Source organism: Streptomyces sp. NPDC001068 (assembly GCF_042897315.1).
GTDB lineage: Bacteria > Actinomycetota > Actinomycetes > Streptomycetales > Streptomycetaceae > Streptomyces.
Genome location: NZ_JBIAYD010000016.1, coordinates 115,232 through 128,565 on the forward strand (window position 1 = coordinate 115,232; position 13,334 = coordinate 128,565).

General features: G+C 73.3%; 12 protein-coding genes. 6 read left to right on the top strand and 6 right to left on the bottom strand.

Going from position 1 to position 13,334, the window contains the following annotated elements; all coding sequences use genetic code 11:
- Positions 1 to 442: 442 nt before the first annotated feature.
- The 3 genes from ACFY3I_RS37205 to ACFY3I_RS37215 all read left to right on the top strand — a co-directional run bounded on the left by ACFY3I_RS37205 (position 443) and on the right by ACFY3I_RS37215 (position 2,938).
- Entirely contained in the window at positions 443 to 1,039 is a 597-nt protein-coding gene (locus ACFY3I_RS37205) for a SigE family RNA polymerase sigma factor (RefSeq protein WP_390865444.1), read from the top strand.
- 194 nt (positions 1,040 to 1,233) lie between these two features.
- Complete coding sequence (locus ACFY3I_RS37210; RefSeq protein ID WP_390865412.1) at positions 1,234 to 2,310, top strand: hypothetical protein; 1,077 nt, start codon at positions 1,234 to 1,236, stop codon at positions 2,308 to 2,310.
- An 88-nt stretch (positions 2,311 to 2,398) separates the two neighbouring features.
- Positions 2,399 to 2,938, top strand: a complete 540-nt coding sequence (locus tag ACFY3I_RS37215; protein WP_390865413.1) for a GNAT family N-acetyltransferase — start codon at positions 2,399 to 2,401, stop codon at positions 2,936 to 2,938.
- Positions 2,939 to 2,992: 54 nt separating this feature from the next.
- Here ACFY3I_RS37215 and ACFY3I_RS37220 read toward each other — a convergent pair whose 3' ends face one another.
- Positions 2,993 to 3,787, bottom strand: a complete 795-nt coding sequence (locus tag ACFY3I_RS37220) for an SURF1 family protein (protein ID WP_365286648.1) — start codon at positions 3,785 to 3,787, stop codon at positions 2,993 to 2,995.
- 146 nt (positions 3,788 to 3,933) lie between these two features.
- Between ACFY3I_RS37220 and ACFY3I_RS37225 the strand changes: the two genes are divergently transcribed.
- Complete coding sequence (locus tag ACFY3I_RS37225) at positions 3,934 to 5,742, top strand: prolyl oligopeptidase family serine peptidase (RefSeq protein WP_390865414.1); 1,809 nt, start codon at positions 3,934 to 3,936, stop codon at positions 5,740 to 5,742.
- Positions 5,743 to 5,903: 161 nt separating this feature from the next.
- Here ACFY3I_RS37225 and ACFY3I_RS37230 read toward each other — a convergent pair whose 3' ends face one another.
- Positions 5,904 to 7,787 (bottom strand): NAD-binding protein, encoded by a 1,884-nt coding sequence (locus ACFY3I_RS37230; RefSeq protein WP_390865445.1) that lies wholly within the window; start codon positions 7,785 to 7,787, stop codon positions 5,904 to 5,906.
- 172 nt (positions 7,788 to 7,959) lie between these two features.
- On the opposite strand from ACFY3I_RS37230, the gene ACFY3I_RS37235 reads away from it, so the two are divergent.
- Positions 7,960 to 9,003 carry a permease gene (locus ACFY3I_RS37235; RefSeq protein WP_390865415.1) on the top strand — a complete coding sequence of 348 codons (1,044 nt, stop codon included), beginning with the start codon at positions 7,960 to 7,962 and terminating at the stop codon, positions 9,001 to 9,003.
- Positions 9,000 to 9,815, top strand: coding sequence for a TIGR03943 family putative permease subunit (locus ACFY3I_RS37240; protein ID WP_390865416.1), 816 nt, complete (start codon positions 9,000 to 9,002; stop codon positions 9,813 to 9,815). The genes ACFY3I_RS37235 and ACFY3I_RS37240 overlap by 4 nt, the downstream gene beginning before the upstream one ends.
- 79 nt (positions 9,816 to 9,894) lie before the next feature.
- On the opposite strand, the gene ACFY3I_RS37245 is transcribed toward ACFY3I_RS37240, so the two are convergent.
- The 4 genes from ACFY3I_RS37245 to ACFY3I_RS37260 all read right to left on the bottom strand — a co-directional run bounded on the left by ACFY3I_RS37245 (position 9,895) and on the right by ACFY3I_RS37260 (position 13,220).
- Complete coding sequence (locus tag ACFY3I_RS37245) at positions 9,895 to 11,145, bottom strand: cation:proton antiporter (protein ID WP_390865417.1); 1,251 nt, start codon at positions 11,143 to 11,145, stop codon at positions 9,895 to 9,897.
- A 7-nt stretch (positions 11,146 to 11,152) separates the two neighbouring features.
- Positions 11,153 to 11,638, bottom strand: a complete 486-nt coding sequence (locus tag ACFY3I_RS37250; RefSeq protein WP_365286640.1) for a TrkA C-terminal domain-containing protein — start codon at positions 11,636 to 11,638, stop codon at positions 11,153 to 11,155.
- A gap of 166 nt (positions 11,639 to 11,804) precedes the next feature.
- Positions 11,805 to 12,173, bottom strand: coding sequence for a hypothetical protein (locus ACFY3I_RS37255; RefSeq protein WP_365286638.1), 369 nt, complete (start codon positions 12,171 to 12,173; stop codon positions 11,805 to 11,807).
- An 84-nt stretch (positions 12,174 to 12,257) separates the two neighbouring features.
- Positions 12,258 to 13,220: a sulfite exporter TauE/SafE family protein gene (locus ACFY3I_RS37260; RefSeq protein WP_390865418.1), complete on the bottom strand. Its 963-nt coding sequence runs from the start codon at positions 13,218 to 13,220 to the stop codon at positions 12,258 to 12,260.
- Positions 13,221 to 13,334 lie beyond the last annotated feature (114 nt).

A 13,334-nucleotide genomic window follows, 5' to 3' on the forward strand; every position in this document is an offset into this window, starting at 1 on the left:
TGGCGTTCGAAGATTTCCCTCTCTGCGCCCCGCAACCACGCGGGTGCCGGGGAGCGTCTTTGCGATCGCCCTCTCATGGGGCGCTCACGCGACCGGCCGGCCGGCCGTGGGGACGCATGATCCTGGCGTGGGGACGCCGTGATCAGGGCGTGGGGACGCCCGTTCAAATGGGACACGAGGGAAGAGCGGGACGCATGACGGCATCTGAGGCACCGTCGGGTCTGCTGCCGGACGCGCGAAGAACGGCCCCGGCCGCGTGCGCCGGCCGCCCCGGCACGCCCGGCGCGACCCCGTCCGGCGGGAGTCACACGAAAGTGATGCCCGGCACGTACAACCCCGACGGGGGCACGCGTGTCCAACTGTCGTGGCAGAGGTACTCGAACTCAGTGCGCCCCCCGGCGCGACGGCCTTGCGGCCGCCCCGCGCGGGCCTGCGCCCCCGCATGCCCGGCGCGGCCGGCGGCATGCCGGTGATCGCGCCCATGCCCGCAGCGCGGCCCACCCGCATACCCAGCCAGCGCGACGGCGCCGAGGAGACGGTGGCGGCCGGCACCACCGTCGACCACCTCACCGAGACCTACCGGGCGCACTACCGTTCGCTGCTCGGCCTCGCCGCGCTCCTCCTCGACGACACCGCGTCCTGCGAGGACGTCGTCCAGGAGGCGTTCATCCGGGTCCACTCGGCCCGCAAACGCGTCCGTGACCCGGAGAAGACCCTGGCCTACCTCCGCCAGACGGTCGTGAACCTCTCCCGCTCAGCGCTGCGCCGCCGCATCATCGGCCTCAAGCTCCTCTCCAAGCCGATGCCCGACATGGCGAGCGCCGAGGAGGGCGCCTACGACCAGCTGGAGCGGCGTGACCTGATCAAGGCGATGAAGGGCCTGCAGCGCCGCCAGCGCGAGGTCCTCGTGCTGCGGTACTTCGCCGACATGACCGAGGCGCAGGTCGCCGAGACGCTCGGCATCTCGCTGGGCTCGGTGAAGGCGTACGGATCGCGTGGCATCGCGGCACTGCGGGTGGCGATGGAGTCGGCGGCATGACGGACAGTCCCCAGGGAGGCGACTCACATGATCGCCACGAGCCGTACGCTTGGCACGAGCCGACACCGGACGGTGCGTCACACACCGGTCGCGGGTCGCACGGCTCCCACCGTTCGGCGGAGCCGGACGGTTCGGGGGAACAGGCCCGGGACCACGAGCAAGAGCACACGCAATCGCACGCTGGGAACGGAACTGTGAACCACGGCCCCGACGACAAGAGCCCCGAGCAGCTCGGAGCGGGCTTCGGCGGGCTCGGCTCCGACCACGACGGGCTCGGCGCCGACGAACTGGCCCTGCGCCGCATGCTGCACTCCGCGGTCGACGACCTCGCACCGAGCGACGGCGTCCTCGACCACCTGCGCCGCGCGGTCCCGGCCCGCCGGGCACGCAAGCGCCAGGCGGCCATCGGCATGGCGGCCGCCGCCCTGTTCATCGGCACCGCGGTCCCCGCCCTGGTGCACGTCTCCAACTCCGGCGGCATCGACCCCAACACCTCCAACGTCGGCCAGGCCTCCCAGGCCCAGGGCGGCTCGGCCGGCGGCAAGAACCCCGACGGCGGTTCCAGCACCGCGGGCGGCAGCAGCGGCCAGGCCACCGGCCAGCACTCCGGCGGCACCAAGGACAGCGACAAGGGCGAGAGCACCGGCGCCGTGGGCGGCACCAAGGTCGTCCCCTCGGCCAGCGCCGACACCAAGGCCCCGGTCTGCACCGCGGACCAGCTCGGCACCCCGACCGCCACCGTCGACGCCCCCGACTCGACGGGTGTCGTCTACGGCACCTTCCGGATCGTGAACGTCTCGACGACCAGCTGCACCGTCGGCGGCCCCGGCAGCGTGGGCCTGCTCGCGCAGGGCGCGGCCGACGCCACCCAGCTCAGCGCCGTCCGGCACACCTCGGGCGACGCGGCGGCCGGGCTCCCCGACCCGTCCACCGAGCTCACCGGCCTGGTGCTGGCCCCCGGCGCGGCCTACGACGAGAAGTTCGGCTTCGTCCCCCTGGCGACCTGCCCGACCGACGGCTCCCCCAGCGGCGGCACCGGCGACACCGGCGGCCCCACGGCCTCCCCGAGCCCGTCCAGCACCAGCAGCACCGGTACGACCACGACCGGGTCGGAGGGCGTCACCACCCAGCTGCTCACCGAGGACGGCACGGCCGACGGCGGCGTCGCGGTCTCGTACACCCCCGAGGCCGGGTCCCCGAGCGGCTCCGCGACGGTGACGAACGCCTGCTCCGGGACGGTCTACTGGACCGGGGTCCTGCCGGCGGTGTGACCGGCGGCAGCGGCGGTCCGGGGGGCGGGTTCCGGCCGGAACAGCGACTTCCCCGCGGCCGTTCCGCCGGCGCTGTTAGCGTGCGCCGATGGAAGATCTTGGATCCGTGACCTGGCCGCCCGAACCGATCAGGACCGAGCGGCTCGTCCTGCGTGAGCCGGAACCCCGGGACCGCGCCGTCTTCGTCGAGCTGCTCGCCTCGCCCGAGGTGCACACCTACCTGGGCGGCCCCCGTCCGCGCGACGAACTCGAACGCGAGCTGCCCCGGGTGCCCCAGCGGGCACCCGGGAGCTTCGTCGTCGAACTCGACGGGGCGATGATCGGCCAGATCCTGCTTCGGAGGGCGACGGGCCACCGTCGCCCGGCCGCCGCGGGGAAGGCCGATCTCGGCTACCTGTTCCTGCCGCGGGCGTGGGGCTCCGGATACGCCACCGAGGCGTGCACGGCGGCGCTCGGCTGGCTGGACGGCGAATTCCCGGGCGAGCCGGTGGTGCTCACCACCCAGAGCGCCAACGCCGGCTCGATGCGGCTCGCGGCGAAACTGGGGTTCACCGAGGTGGAGCGGTTCGTGGCCTGGGGCGCCGAGCAGTGGCTCGGCATGCGGGCCCCGGCCCGGCCCTCCGCCTGATCCGGCGGCACCGGCCGGCGCTCCGCCTGCGTCGGCCGTGCGCCGGTGCCCGTGTCAGACGACGGTCGGCTGCCGGTCCGGGCTCTCCTCGTCCGGTACCAGGCCGAGCGCCGCGTCCCGGGCGAACTCCACCTCGCGGCGCAGCAGCCGGAACCACATGAACACCGTGAACCCCGCGAAGACGAACCACTCACCGGTGTAGCCGAGGTTCTGGAACGCCTTCAGGTCGAGCCCGGAGTTGTCCGGCGCGGTCGCCGGTACGGCGGTCATCCCCGAGTCGGCCCTGTCCAGCGTGATCCACGCGTCGTACACCTGGTAGGGCACCAGGTTCACCAGCGAGGCCGCGCTGATCGCCGCCGTCTGCCCGGACGGCAGCCCGCCCTGGGTGCTGACGCCGTTGTCCCCGGGGGTCTCGGAGGCCTGCAGCGCGCCGGTGACGGTGACCTCGCCGGCCGGCGGTGCGGGCGCCTTCGCCGCGTCGGCCCGTCCGGGCAGCCAGCCGCGGACCACGGGCAGGGCCCGGCCGGAGTCGGTGCGCAGCAGGGCCAGGACGTAGAAGCCGTTCTTGCCGTCGAGCTGCCGGTCCGGCACCAGCAGCTGCTTGGCGTAACGGCCGCTGACGGTGGCCCGCTTGCCGGAGGTCGACTGGTCCACGGGGAGCAGGTCGGCCAGCGGCCGGGCCGCTTCCGTCCGCGCGTCGACGACCTGCTTGTCGGCGCTGCGGTGCGCCTCGACCCGCGACTCGAAGCGGCTCAGCTGCCAGGACCCCATGAAGACGCAGAACGGGATGGCGAGCAGCACGAAGACGTTGATGCCCCACCAGCGGGATGTCAGCAGGAAGCGGTACACACCGTCCACGGTACGGGGCGGACCGCGTCGGGCCGGGATTGGGGTCGGCCCGTCCGGGCGGCCGCTCGCAAAGTTGTCCACAGGCTGAGGACGCCCGCCAGCGCGTTGCGGGCGGGTGCGGGCACTATGGGGCCATGACTGCGGCCATGAGTGAGAGCGACATGCCGGACTGGGAGAAGCGCTTCCGCGCCCCTCGGGTCTCCCTGCCGGACTGGGCGGAGGACGCCCCCGACCGTTCCCTGTTCGTGTCGAACGCGACGGGGACGTATGAGCTGTACGCCTGGGACCGCGCGAGCGGAGAGCAGCGCCAGGCGACGAACCGGCCGAACGGCACGACGGACGGGCTGCTCTCCCCGGACGGCGCGTGGATCTGGTGGTTCGACGACAAGGACGGCGACGAGTTCGGCGTCTGGCGCCGCCAGCCGTTCGGCGGCGGCGCGGACGAGGAGGCGACACCGGGCCTGGCGCCTTCCTACCCCTCGGGCCTGGCGCTGGGCCGGGACGGCAGCACGGCGGTCGTCGGCCGCTCCACCGACGACGAGGGCACGACGATCTACCTGGTCACCGCGGGGGAGCGGCCGCGGGAGATCTACCGCCACCACGAGTCGGCGGGGGTCGGCGACCTCTCCCACGACGGCTCGCTGATCGCCATCGAGCACACCGAGCACGGCGACGCGATGCACTCCGCGCTGCGCGTGGTCCGGCCGGACGGAGCGCCGGTCGCCGAGCTGGACGACACCAGGGGCGGCACCGAGGAACTGGGCCTGGAGGTACTGGGATTCGCCCCGGTCGAGGGTGACTCGCGGCTGCTCATCGGCCATCAGCGCCGCGGCCGCTGGGAGCCGCTGGTGTGGGACGTGGTGACCGGCGAGCAGACGGACCTGACCCTGGACCTGCCGGGCGACGTGAGCGCGGAGTGGTTCCCGGACGGCAGCGCCCTGCTGATCGTCCACAGCCACGAGGCCCGCAGCGGACTGTTCCGCTACGACCTGGCGACGCGCGCGCTGACCGTGGTCCCGACCCCGGCCGGATCGGTCTCCGGCGCGACGGCCCGCCCCGACGGGAGCGTCGAGTACCTGTGGTCCTCCGCCGCCGAGCCGCCGGTGGTCCGGTCGACGACGGGCGAGGTGGTCCTGGACCCGCCGGGCATGAAGTGCCCGCCGTCCGTCCCGGTCTCCGACGCGTGGGTGGAGGGCCCCGGCGGCCGCATCCACGCGCTGATCCAGAAGCCGGCGGGCGCGGAGGGTCCGTTGCCGACCGTCTTCGACCTGCACGGCGGCCCGACCTGGCACGACAGCGACAGCTTCGCGGCCGGCCCCGCCGCCTGGGTGGACCACGGTTACGCGGTGGTCCGCATCAACTACCGGGGCTCCACGGGCTACGGCCGGGCCTGGACGGACGCCCTGAAGCACCGGGTGGGCCTGATCGAGCTGGAGGACGTGGCGGCGGTGCGGGACTGGGCGGTCGAGTCGGGCCTGGCGGACCCCGACCGCCTGGTTCTGACCGGCGGCTCCTGGGGCGGCTACCTCACCCTGCTCGGCCTGGGCACCCAGCCGGAGTCCTGGGCGGTGGGCATCGCCGTCGTCCCGGTCGCCGACTACGTGACCGCGTACCACGACGAGATGGAGTCACTGAAGGCGATGGACCGCACGCTGCTGGGAGGCACGCCGGAGGAGGTTCCGGACCGCTTCGCCGCCAGCTCGCCGCTGACCTACGTCGACGACGTGAAGGCCCCGGTCTACATCTCGGCGGGCGTCAACGACCCCCGCTGCCCCATCCGCCAGATCGACAACTACGTCGCCCGCCTGGCCGCCCGCTCCGCCGCGCACGAGCTCTACCGCTACGACGCGGGCCACGGCTCCCTGGTGGTCGACGAGCGCATCAAGCAACTGCGACTGGAGATGGAGTTCGCGGAGAGCCACCTCACGCCCGCGGTGACGGCGCCGACGGAGTGAGCCGAGGACACGGGCCCGCGTGACCGCACGGCCACCGCACCGTCCCGCGCCCCGCAAGGGGCGCGGGGAACGGCGCGAACGGCGCGAACGGCCACGACGTACCCGCACGGAGTCCCACCGCCGCGACCCGCCCCCATTCCTCGCCTCTCGCCTCTCGCCTCTCAACCGAGTGAGCGGGGCGGGTCGGCGGGCGGCACCCGGCCGGACAGTTCCGCCAGTCCCCGGCGGGTGACGGCGACCACCACGCGGTCGCCGTCCCGCAGGACGTGGTCAGCGGCGACCTCGGCCTGTCCCTCCAGCGCCAGCACCCGCCACGCCCCCGCCCGGAACGCCCCCCGCACGGTGCGTCCCTCCAGCTGCGGATGCCCGGCCACATCCACCGCCGCCACCAGCAGCACCTTGCGCTCCACCGGAATCGCCCCGAGGATCTGCCGCCCCAGCATCGCCCCCGCGAAGGACGGCGCCGCCAGATAGGACACGCTCCGGCTGCGGGTGACCGCACGCGGATGCGCCGCCCGAAGCGTCCGGTACACGGCCGTCGCGAAGTCGTCGTCGTACAGCCGCAGCACCGCCTTCAGGTCGGGCCGCACCGCCCGCGCGTAGAGCACCGCCTCCAGGTTCGTGGTGTCCGCGCTGGTGACCGCGAGCAGCGCCTGCGCCCGGTGGATCTTGGCGGCCTCCAGGACTCCCTCCTGGGTGACGTCCCCGAGCACCACCGGCACCCGCAGCCGCCGGGCCACGGCCAGTCCGCGCGCCTCCGGGTCGGACTCGACGCACACCACGGGCACCTGCAGTTCACGCAGCCGCGTCAGCACCCGGGTACCGATCTTGCCGAGCCCCAGCAGCACCACGTGCCCGCTCAGTCCCCGCGGCGGCTTGCGCAGCGCGGTCGCCGTCCGGAAGGTGCCGAGCGCCTCCAGGACCGCCGCCAGCAGCACCGGCAGCAACAGCAACCCCATGAGTCCTGAGAGAAGTTGAAGGATCTGACGCCCCAGCGACTGCCCGATCGCGGGATCGTCGATGGCGAACAGGTCGAGGAGCGTGTAGTAGAAGGCCCGTACCGGATGGATGCCCGTCACCACCGACAGCGCGACCGCGAGCGCGACCACACACCCCACGACGCCGGCCAGCGACCAGCGCAGCCGCCGCGAGAACAGCGAGGCGATCAGCGGGACGACCTCGGCGCCCACCCCGTCCCGGCGCCGCTCCTGCGCCGCCGCCACGGAGGACGACACCTGCTCCAGCACCATCACGCCCCGCCCGCCGGCGGCCCGGACCTCCGCGTCGTCGGGCAGCAGCCGCGGCCCCTGTTCACCGTTGCCCTCGACCGGTGCGGGACCGTTGTTGTTCGCCGAGAAAAGCGCCAGTGTGCACAGGCCCCGGTCGATGTCCGGCCCGGTGAGGGCGCCCGGCGGCAGGTCCACCGCGCGCAGCACCAGCCCCTCCGTCTGGATCACCTTGCCGCTCCCGGCCAGCGCGGTGGCGGCCAGCGCGGGTGCCGCCGTGTCGGCGTCGGAGAGCACGGTCGTGGACGTGTCGGCCGCCCCGCCGTCCGTGGCTCCGACGGCCAGCACGGCCGCCTGGTCGAGGAGTTCCTCGATGTGCGCGCCCAGCCGCCGGTTGTAGAGGCGCAGCACCAGCCGCAGCCGGGGGTTCAGCCGGCGGGCGGTGAGAGCGGCCCGGATGTTGGTCTCGTCGTCGTCGTACACCAACGCGAGCGCGGCGGCCCGCTCCACGCCCGCCTCGGCGAGCACGGCCTCGGAGGCTTCCACGGCCTCCAGCACCCGCTCCCCGCGCGGCCCTTCACCAGCGGCCGGACCGCTGCCGGCGCCCGCGCCGCCGGTGACGTTGCCGTTGGCCCGGCCCACGGCGGCGCTGACCACCCGGTCCAGGAGCGCGGCCGAGGCGGCCCGGGCCCGGCCGACGACCGGCGGCCTGGCGATCCGCACGTTCGGTGGTACGACGAGGGTGACCTGTTCGCCGTACACCACGCGCAACTCGGCCGCCAGCCGGTGCGCGAGACCGTCGTCGCCGCAGACCACCATGTGGTCCGGGGCGCCACCACCCTGATACGGAACGCTCGCCACAAGGGAAAAGACTGCCTCAACGGGACGCATGGTTCCAGCAACGAAGTGAACAGCCGCCCCTGACCGCCCGTAGGGAAGGGCAGGGGGCACAATCCCCGGATCTGACCGAAGTGCCGGAGGTATCGGACCCGTGGCCATCACCGAGAAAGCCGCCCCGCCCGGCGAGGTGCCCGGGGACGGGACCCCCGGCCCCGACGGCACCGGCACCCCGCCCGGTCAGGAGGGCTGGCACCTCAGTTCCCCTCTCGCCCTGACCCTGCTGCTCCTCCTGGTGGTGGTGTTCCAGGGCCCGGTACGCGGTGCGCTGTCCACGCCGGTGATGCAGAGCTGGATGACGGTGTTCGTGGCGGTCGTCGTGCAGGCGCTCCCCTTCCTCGTCCTCGGTGTGCTCCTCTCGGCGGCGATCGCGGTCTTCGTGCCCCCGTCCTTCTTCGCCCGCGCCCTGCCCGGCCACCCCGCCCTGGCGGTCCCGGTCGCGGGCCTGGCCGGGGTGATCCTTCCCGGCTGCGAGTGCGCGTCGGTGCCGGTGGCCGGTGCCCTGGTCCGCCGGGGCGTCACCCCGGCCGCGGCCATCGCCTTCCTGCTCTCCGCCCCCGCCATCAACCCGATCGTGCTGACCGCGACGGCGGTGGCGTTCCCGCGCGATCCCGAGATGGTCGTGGGCCGGTTCGCCGGCAGCCTGCTGGTGGCGTGCGCGATGGGCTGGCTGTGGCAGCGCCTGGGCCGTACCGACTGGCTGCGGCTGCCGGCGCACGCCCACCACCAGGGCGAGACCAGGGGGGAGGCGTTCTGGTCCTCGGTCCGGCACGACACCATGCAGGCGGGCGGCTTCCTGGTACTCGGCGCGATGGCCGCGGCGACGCTGAAGGCGGTGGCCCCGGCCGACTGGCTTCGGACGGCCGCCGCCGACCCGCTGATCGCGATCCTCGCCCTGTCGGTCCTGGCCGTGCTCCTGTCCATCTGCTCGGAGGCGGACGCGTTCGTGGCGGCATCCCTCACCCAGTTCTCGCTCACCGCGAAACTGGCCTTCCTGATCGTGGGCCCGATGATCGACCTCAAGCTGTTCGCGATGCAGGCGGGCACCTTCGGTCGCGGCTTCGCGCTGCGCTTCGCGCCGGCGACCTTCGTGGCGGCGATCGCCGGCGCGGTCCTGACCGGGGCGGTACTGCTGTGAACCGGCAGGCCCAGGCGGCGGTGATGTTCCTGGTCGGAGCGGCCCTGCTGCACGCGGGCGGCACCGACCTCTACCTGCGCTATGTGAAGGCGGGTCTGCGACCACTGGTGCTGGCGGCCGGCGCCGTCCTGATCGTCTCCGCGCTGGCGACCGCGTGGTACGAGTGGAAGCGCGCCCGCGCCCGGAAGGAGTCCACGGCTACGGCTACGGCCACGCCACGGACCGAGACGCACCCGGTGACGCACTCGGAAACGCATCCGGAGACGCTCCCCGAGGCGCACGCCCACTCGGAGGCGCATGTCCATCAGGAACCCCGCATCTCCTGGCTGTTGGTCCTCCCCCTCCTCGCCCTGATCCTCGTGGCCCCGCCCGCGCTCGGCTCCTACAGCGCGTTGCGCACCGGGACGGCCCTGCAACAGCCCTACGGCTACCTGAAGTTGCCCAAGTCCGACCCGATGCCGCTCAACCTGGTCGACTACGCGGGCCGCGCGGTGTACGACCACGGCCGCTCGCTCGCCGGCCGCCAGGTCCGGACAGCCGGGTTCGTGGCCGTCGACTCGTCGGGCACCCCGTATCTCGTCCGCATGGCCCTCAACTGCTGTGCGGCGGACGCCCAACCGGTCAAGGTGGGCCTGACCGGCAAGATCCCCCCGGTTCTCCAGCCGGACGCCTGGCTCCAGGTGACGGGCACCTACACCACGAAGCAGACCCGCGACCCGGTGAACGACGGCCCGATCCCGTTCCTCCAGGTCACCGAGGCCAAGCCGATCCCGACCCCGGCCGACCCGTACGACGAGACCTGGAACAACTGACGGGCCGGATCGGTGCGTCGACCGGTCGCCCGCCGGGCCACCGGCTCAGCCGGCCGCGCGCGTTTCTTCCGTGTGCCGGTCATTTCCCGCCCGCGCTGTTTCCCACAGGCGCTGTCTCCTGGTCCGTCGCGCCGGCCTGCGCGGGTACGCGGGCGACGGTGTCCGCGGGCTCGGACCGGCGGGTGAGGCGGCGGGCCAGAGGTTCGGTGTAGCGGGCGGTGAGAGGGCCGACGACGACGAGGATCAGGACGTACGCCGTGGCCAGCGGGCCCAGGGAGGGCTCGATGCCGGAGGTGACGGCGAGACCCGCGATGACGATGGAGAACTCGCCGCGGGCGACCAGCGTGCCGCCGGCCCGCCAGCGGCCCCTGACGGAGATTCCGGCGCGCCTCGCCGCCCAGTACCCGGTGGCGACCTTCGTCAGCGCGGTCACCACCGCCAGGGCGAGCGCGGGCAGCAGCACCGGAGGAATGCTCGCCGGGTCGGTGTGCAGGCCGAAGAAGACGAAGAAGACGGCCGCGAACAGGTCACGCAGCGGCGCGAGCAGATGATGCGCGCCCTCCGCCACCTCGCCGGAGAGCGCGATGCCGACGAGGAACGCGCCGACGGCGGCGGACACCTGGAGCTGCTGCGCGATCCCGGCGACCAGCAGCGTCAGACCCAGCACCACCAGCAGCAGCTTCTCCGAGTCGTCGCTGGAGACGAACCGCGAGATGTGGCGGCCGTAGCGCACCGCCACCACCAGCACCAGCCCCGCCACCCCGAGGGCGATCGCCAGGGTGAGGCTGCCGGCGGCCAGGCCGGCACCGGCGAGCAGCGCGGTGACGATCGGCAGGTAGACCGCCATGGACAGGTCCTCGAGGACCAGGATGCTCAGGATCACCGGGGTCTCCCGGTTGCCGAGGCGTCCCAGGTCGCCGAGGACCTTGGCGATGACCCCGGACGACGAGATCCAGGTGACACCGGCCAGCACCACGGCCGCCACCGGGCCCCAGCCCAGCAACAGGGCCATGGCCGCGCCGGGCAGCGCGTTGAGCGCGGCGTCGACCAGGCCCGCCGGGTACTGGGTCTTGAGGTTGGAGACGAGATCGCTGGCCGTGTACTCCAGGCCGAGCATCAGCAGCAGCAGGACGACACCGATCTCGGCGCCGATCGCGACGAACTCCTCGCTGGTGCCGAGCGGATAGATCCCGCCCTCGCCGAAGGCGAGCCCGGCCAGCAGGTAGAGGGGGATGGGCGAGAACCGGAAGCGTCCGGCGAGCCGGCCGAGCAGGCCCAGGCCGAGGATGATCGCCCCGAACTCGATCAGGAAGACGGCGGAGTCGTGCACGGCGGCCTCACTCCCGCCCGAGTATGGAGGCGGCCGCGTCGACGCCCTCGCGGGTGCCGATCACGATGAGGGTGTCCCCGCCGGCGAGCCGGAAGTCCGGTGCGGGGGAGGGGACCGCCTCGGCGCGGCGCAGCACGGCCACGATCGACACCCCCGTCTCGGTGCGCATCCGGGTCTCGCCGAGCAGCCTGCCGTTCCAGTACGACGTGGCGCCCAGCTCGATCCGCTCGGCCACCAGGCCCAGATCGGTGGTGGAGAGCAGGTTCGGGCTGTGGTGCGTCGGCATCAGCGCGTCGATGAGCGCGTCCGCCTCACCCGAGGACAGCCGCACCGACAGGGCGCAGGCGTCGGGGTCGTCCTGGTGGTAGGCGCTCACGATCCGCGAACCGTCCCGGTGCGCGACCACGGAGAGCCTGCGCTGCTCCCGTGTGGTGAGGTCGTAACGTACGCCGATTCCCGGCAACGGCGTCCTGCTCAGGCGTGGAGCCCCCAAGGCTGTCTCCCCTGTCTCGTCCGTACTCGTTCCGCTGTCTCTTTGCGATTTCTTTACGACAGCCTAACCGGCCTTTGGGCGGGGAGGTCGGCGCTTCCGCGGCAGGGGAGGCCGCGGGAGAGGGCAAAGAGGGGCGGAAGGGGGCAGAGGGGGGTCAGGAGAGGCGTCAGCGCGGGTACGGGTCGTGACAGTCCAGGGCCGGCTCGTACAGGACGTGCCAGGTGCGGCCCTCGATCACGCCGCTCTCCGGGAGGCCGTGGCAGACCTGGATCCACTCGATCTTCTTCAGCATGAGGTCGCCGTAGACCCCGCTGGTCGCCAGTTTCGGCGGCTGGCCGCTCCAGGCGTTGCTGAGGCACTGGGCCTGCCTGACCGCCGCGCCGCTGTTGCCGTACGTGAGCGTGGGCCGGTAGTCCGACGACACGTAGGAGCAGGAGTGGTCGGTGGCGGCCGCCGCGGTGTGCGGTACGCCCAGGCCCAGTGCGGCGGCCGCGCTCAGTGCCGCGGCCGAGGTGAGCAGTCGGTTCCGTAGCATGTGCGCTCCTTCAAGGCCGACTCATGCCATGGTCGCGCGCGGGTGGCGACCTCCGCGAGTCGGGCCGGAGCCGGAACGCTGGATTCACCTCGCGCCGGCTGCGTCGGTCGCTGCGTCGGTCGCTGGGTCGGTCGCTGGGGCGGTCGCCGCGCGGGAGCGTGCGGCACGGCGGGCGCGCACGCCGACCGTCCCGCCGAGCAGTGCCGTCCCCAGGCAACCGAGCACGACGACGGCCGAAGGCGCCTGCAACATGGACAGCCCGGACCCGGTCAGCAGCACGACCAGTGCCCAGCGCACCGCGCCGCCCGCCACCCGGCTGGAGACGGCCGAACCGGCCAGGACGCCCGGCACCGCGCCGATCAGGAGGGTCGCCGCGAGACCCAGGTCGGCGTCGCCGACGAGCAGGTGGCCGAGGGCCGCCGCGGCCACCATCGGGATGGCCTGCACCAGGTCCGTGCCGACGAGATGGTTCGCCTTGAGACGCGGGTGGGCCAGCATCAGCAGGACGATGACCAGGGAGCCGGAGCCGACCGAGGTCATCCCCACGATCGTCCCGCCCACCAGCCCGATGAGCGCCGTCGCCACCGGCCGTACCGGAACCCCGGCGTCCCCGTCCCCGTCCCCGTCCTCGCCCTTGTCCTCGTCCTCGGAGTCGGCCCGGCGGCGGTCCAGCCACAGCCGGGCGAGCATGCCCGCGACGGCGAGCATCAGCGCCGTACCGACGACGTACTTGACGTGTCGCTGAAGGGCTTCGCCGTCGCCGAGGGCGCGGAGCAGGAAGACGCCGCCGAAGGCCGCCGGGACCGCGGTGGGCAGCAGCAGGCGCACGATGTCCCAGCGCACGGTGCCGGCCCGGTGATGGACCAGCGCGCCGAACGGTTTCATGAACACCGACGCGGCCAGGTCGCTGCCGATCGCCGCCGTCGGGTTCACCCCGAACACCATGACCATGACCGGAGTCATGAGGGCCCCGCCGCCCATGCCGGTGAGACCCACGGCGAACCCGACCAGGGCTCCCGCGACGACGATCGGGCCGGTGGAATGCATGCGGCGGACCGTACCCACCTTTCCTATGGGAAAAATATGGAAAGGAGCTGTCGGCCGACCGAACCCGCGTGCCGGCCCGAAACCGCCCGCTGAAACCGCCCGCTGAAACCGTCC

Coding starts and splice junctions, on each gene's coding strand:
- ACFY3I_RS37205 (WP_390865444.1), top strand. CDS start 443: ATGCCCGGCGCGGCCGGCGGCATGCCGGTGATCGCGCCCATGCCCGCA.
- ACFY3I_RS37215 (WP_390865413.1), top strand. CDS start 2,399: ATGGAAGATCTTGGATCCGTGACCTGGCCGCCCGAACCGATCAGGACC.
- ACFY3I_RS37225 (WP_390865414.1), top strand. CDS start 3,934: ATGAGTGAGAGCGACATGCCGGACTGGGAGAAGCGCTTCCGCGCCCCT.
- ACFY3I_RS37230 (WP_390865445.1), bottom strand. CDS start 7,787: ATGGTGGTCTGCGGCGACGACGGTCTCGCGCACCGGCTGGCGGCCGAG.
- ACFY3I_RS37255 (WP_365286638.1), bottom strand. CDS start 12,173: ATGCTACGGAACCGACTGCTCACCTCGGCCGCGGCACTGAGCGCGGCC.
- ACFY3I_RS37260 (WP_390865418.1), bottom strand. CDS start 13,220: ATGCATTCCACCGGCCCGATCGTCGTCGCGGGAGCCCTGGTCGGGTTC.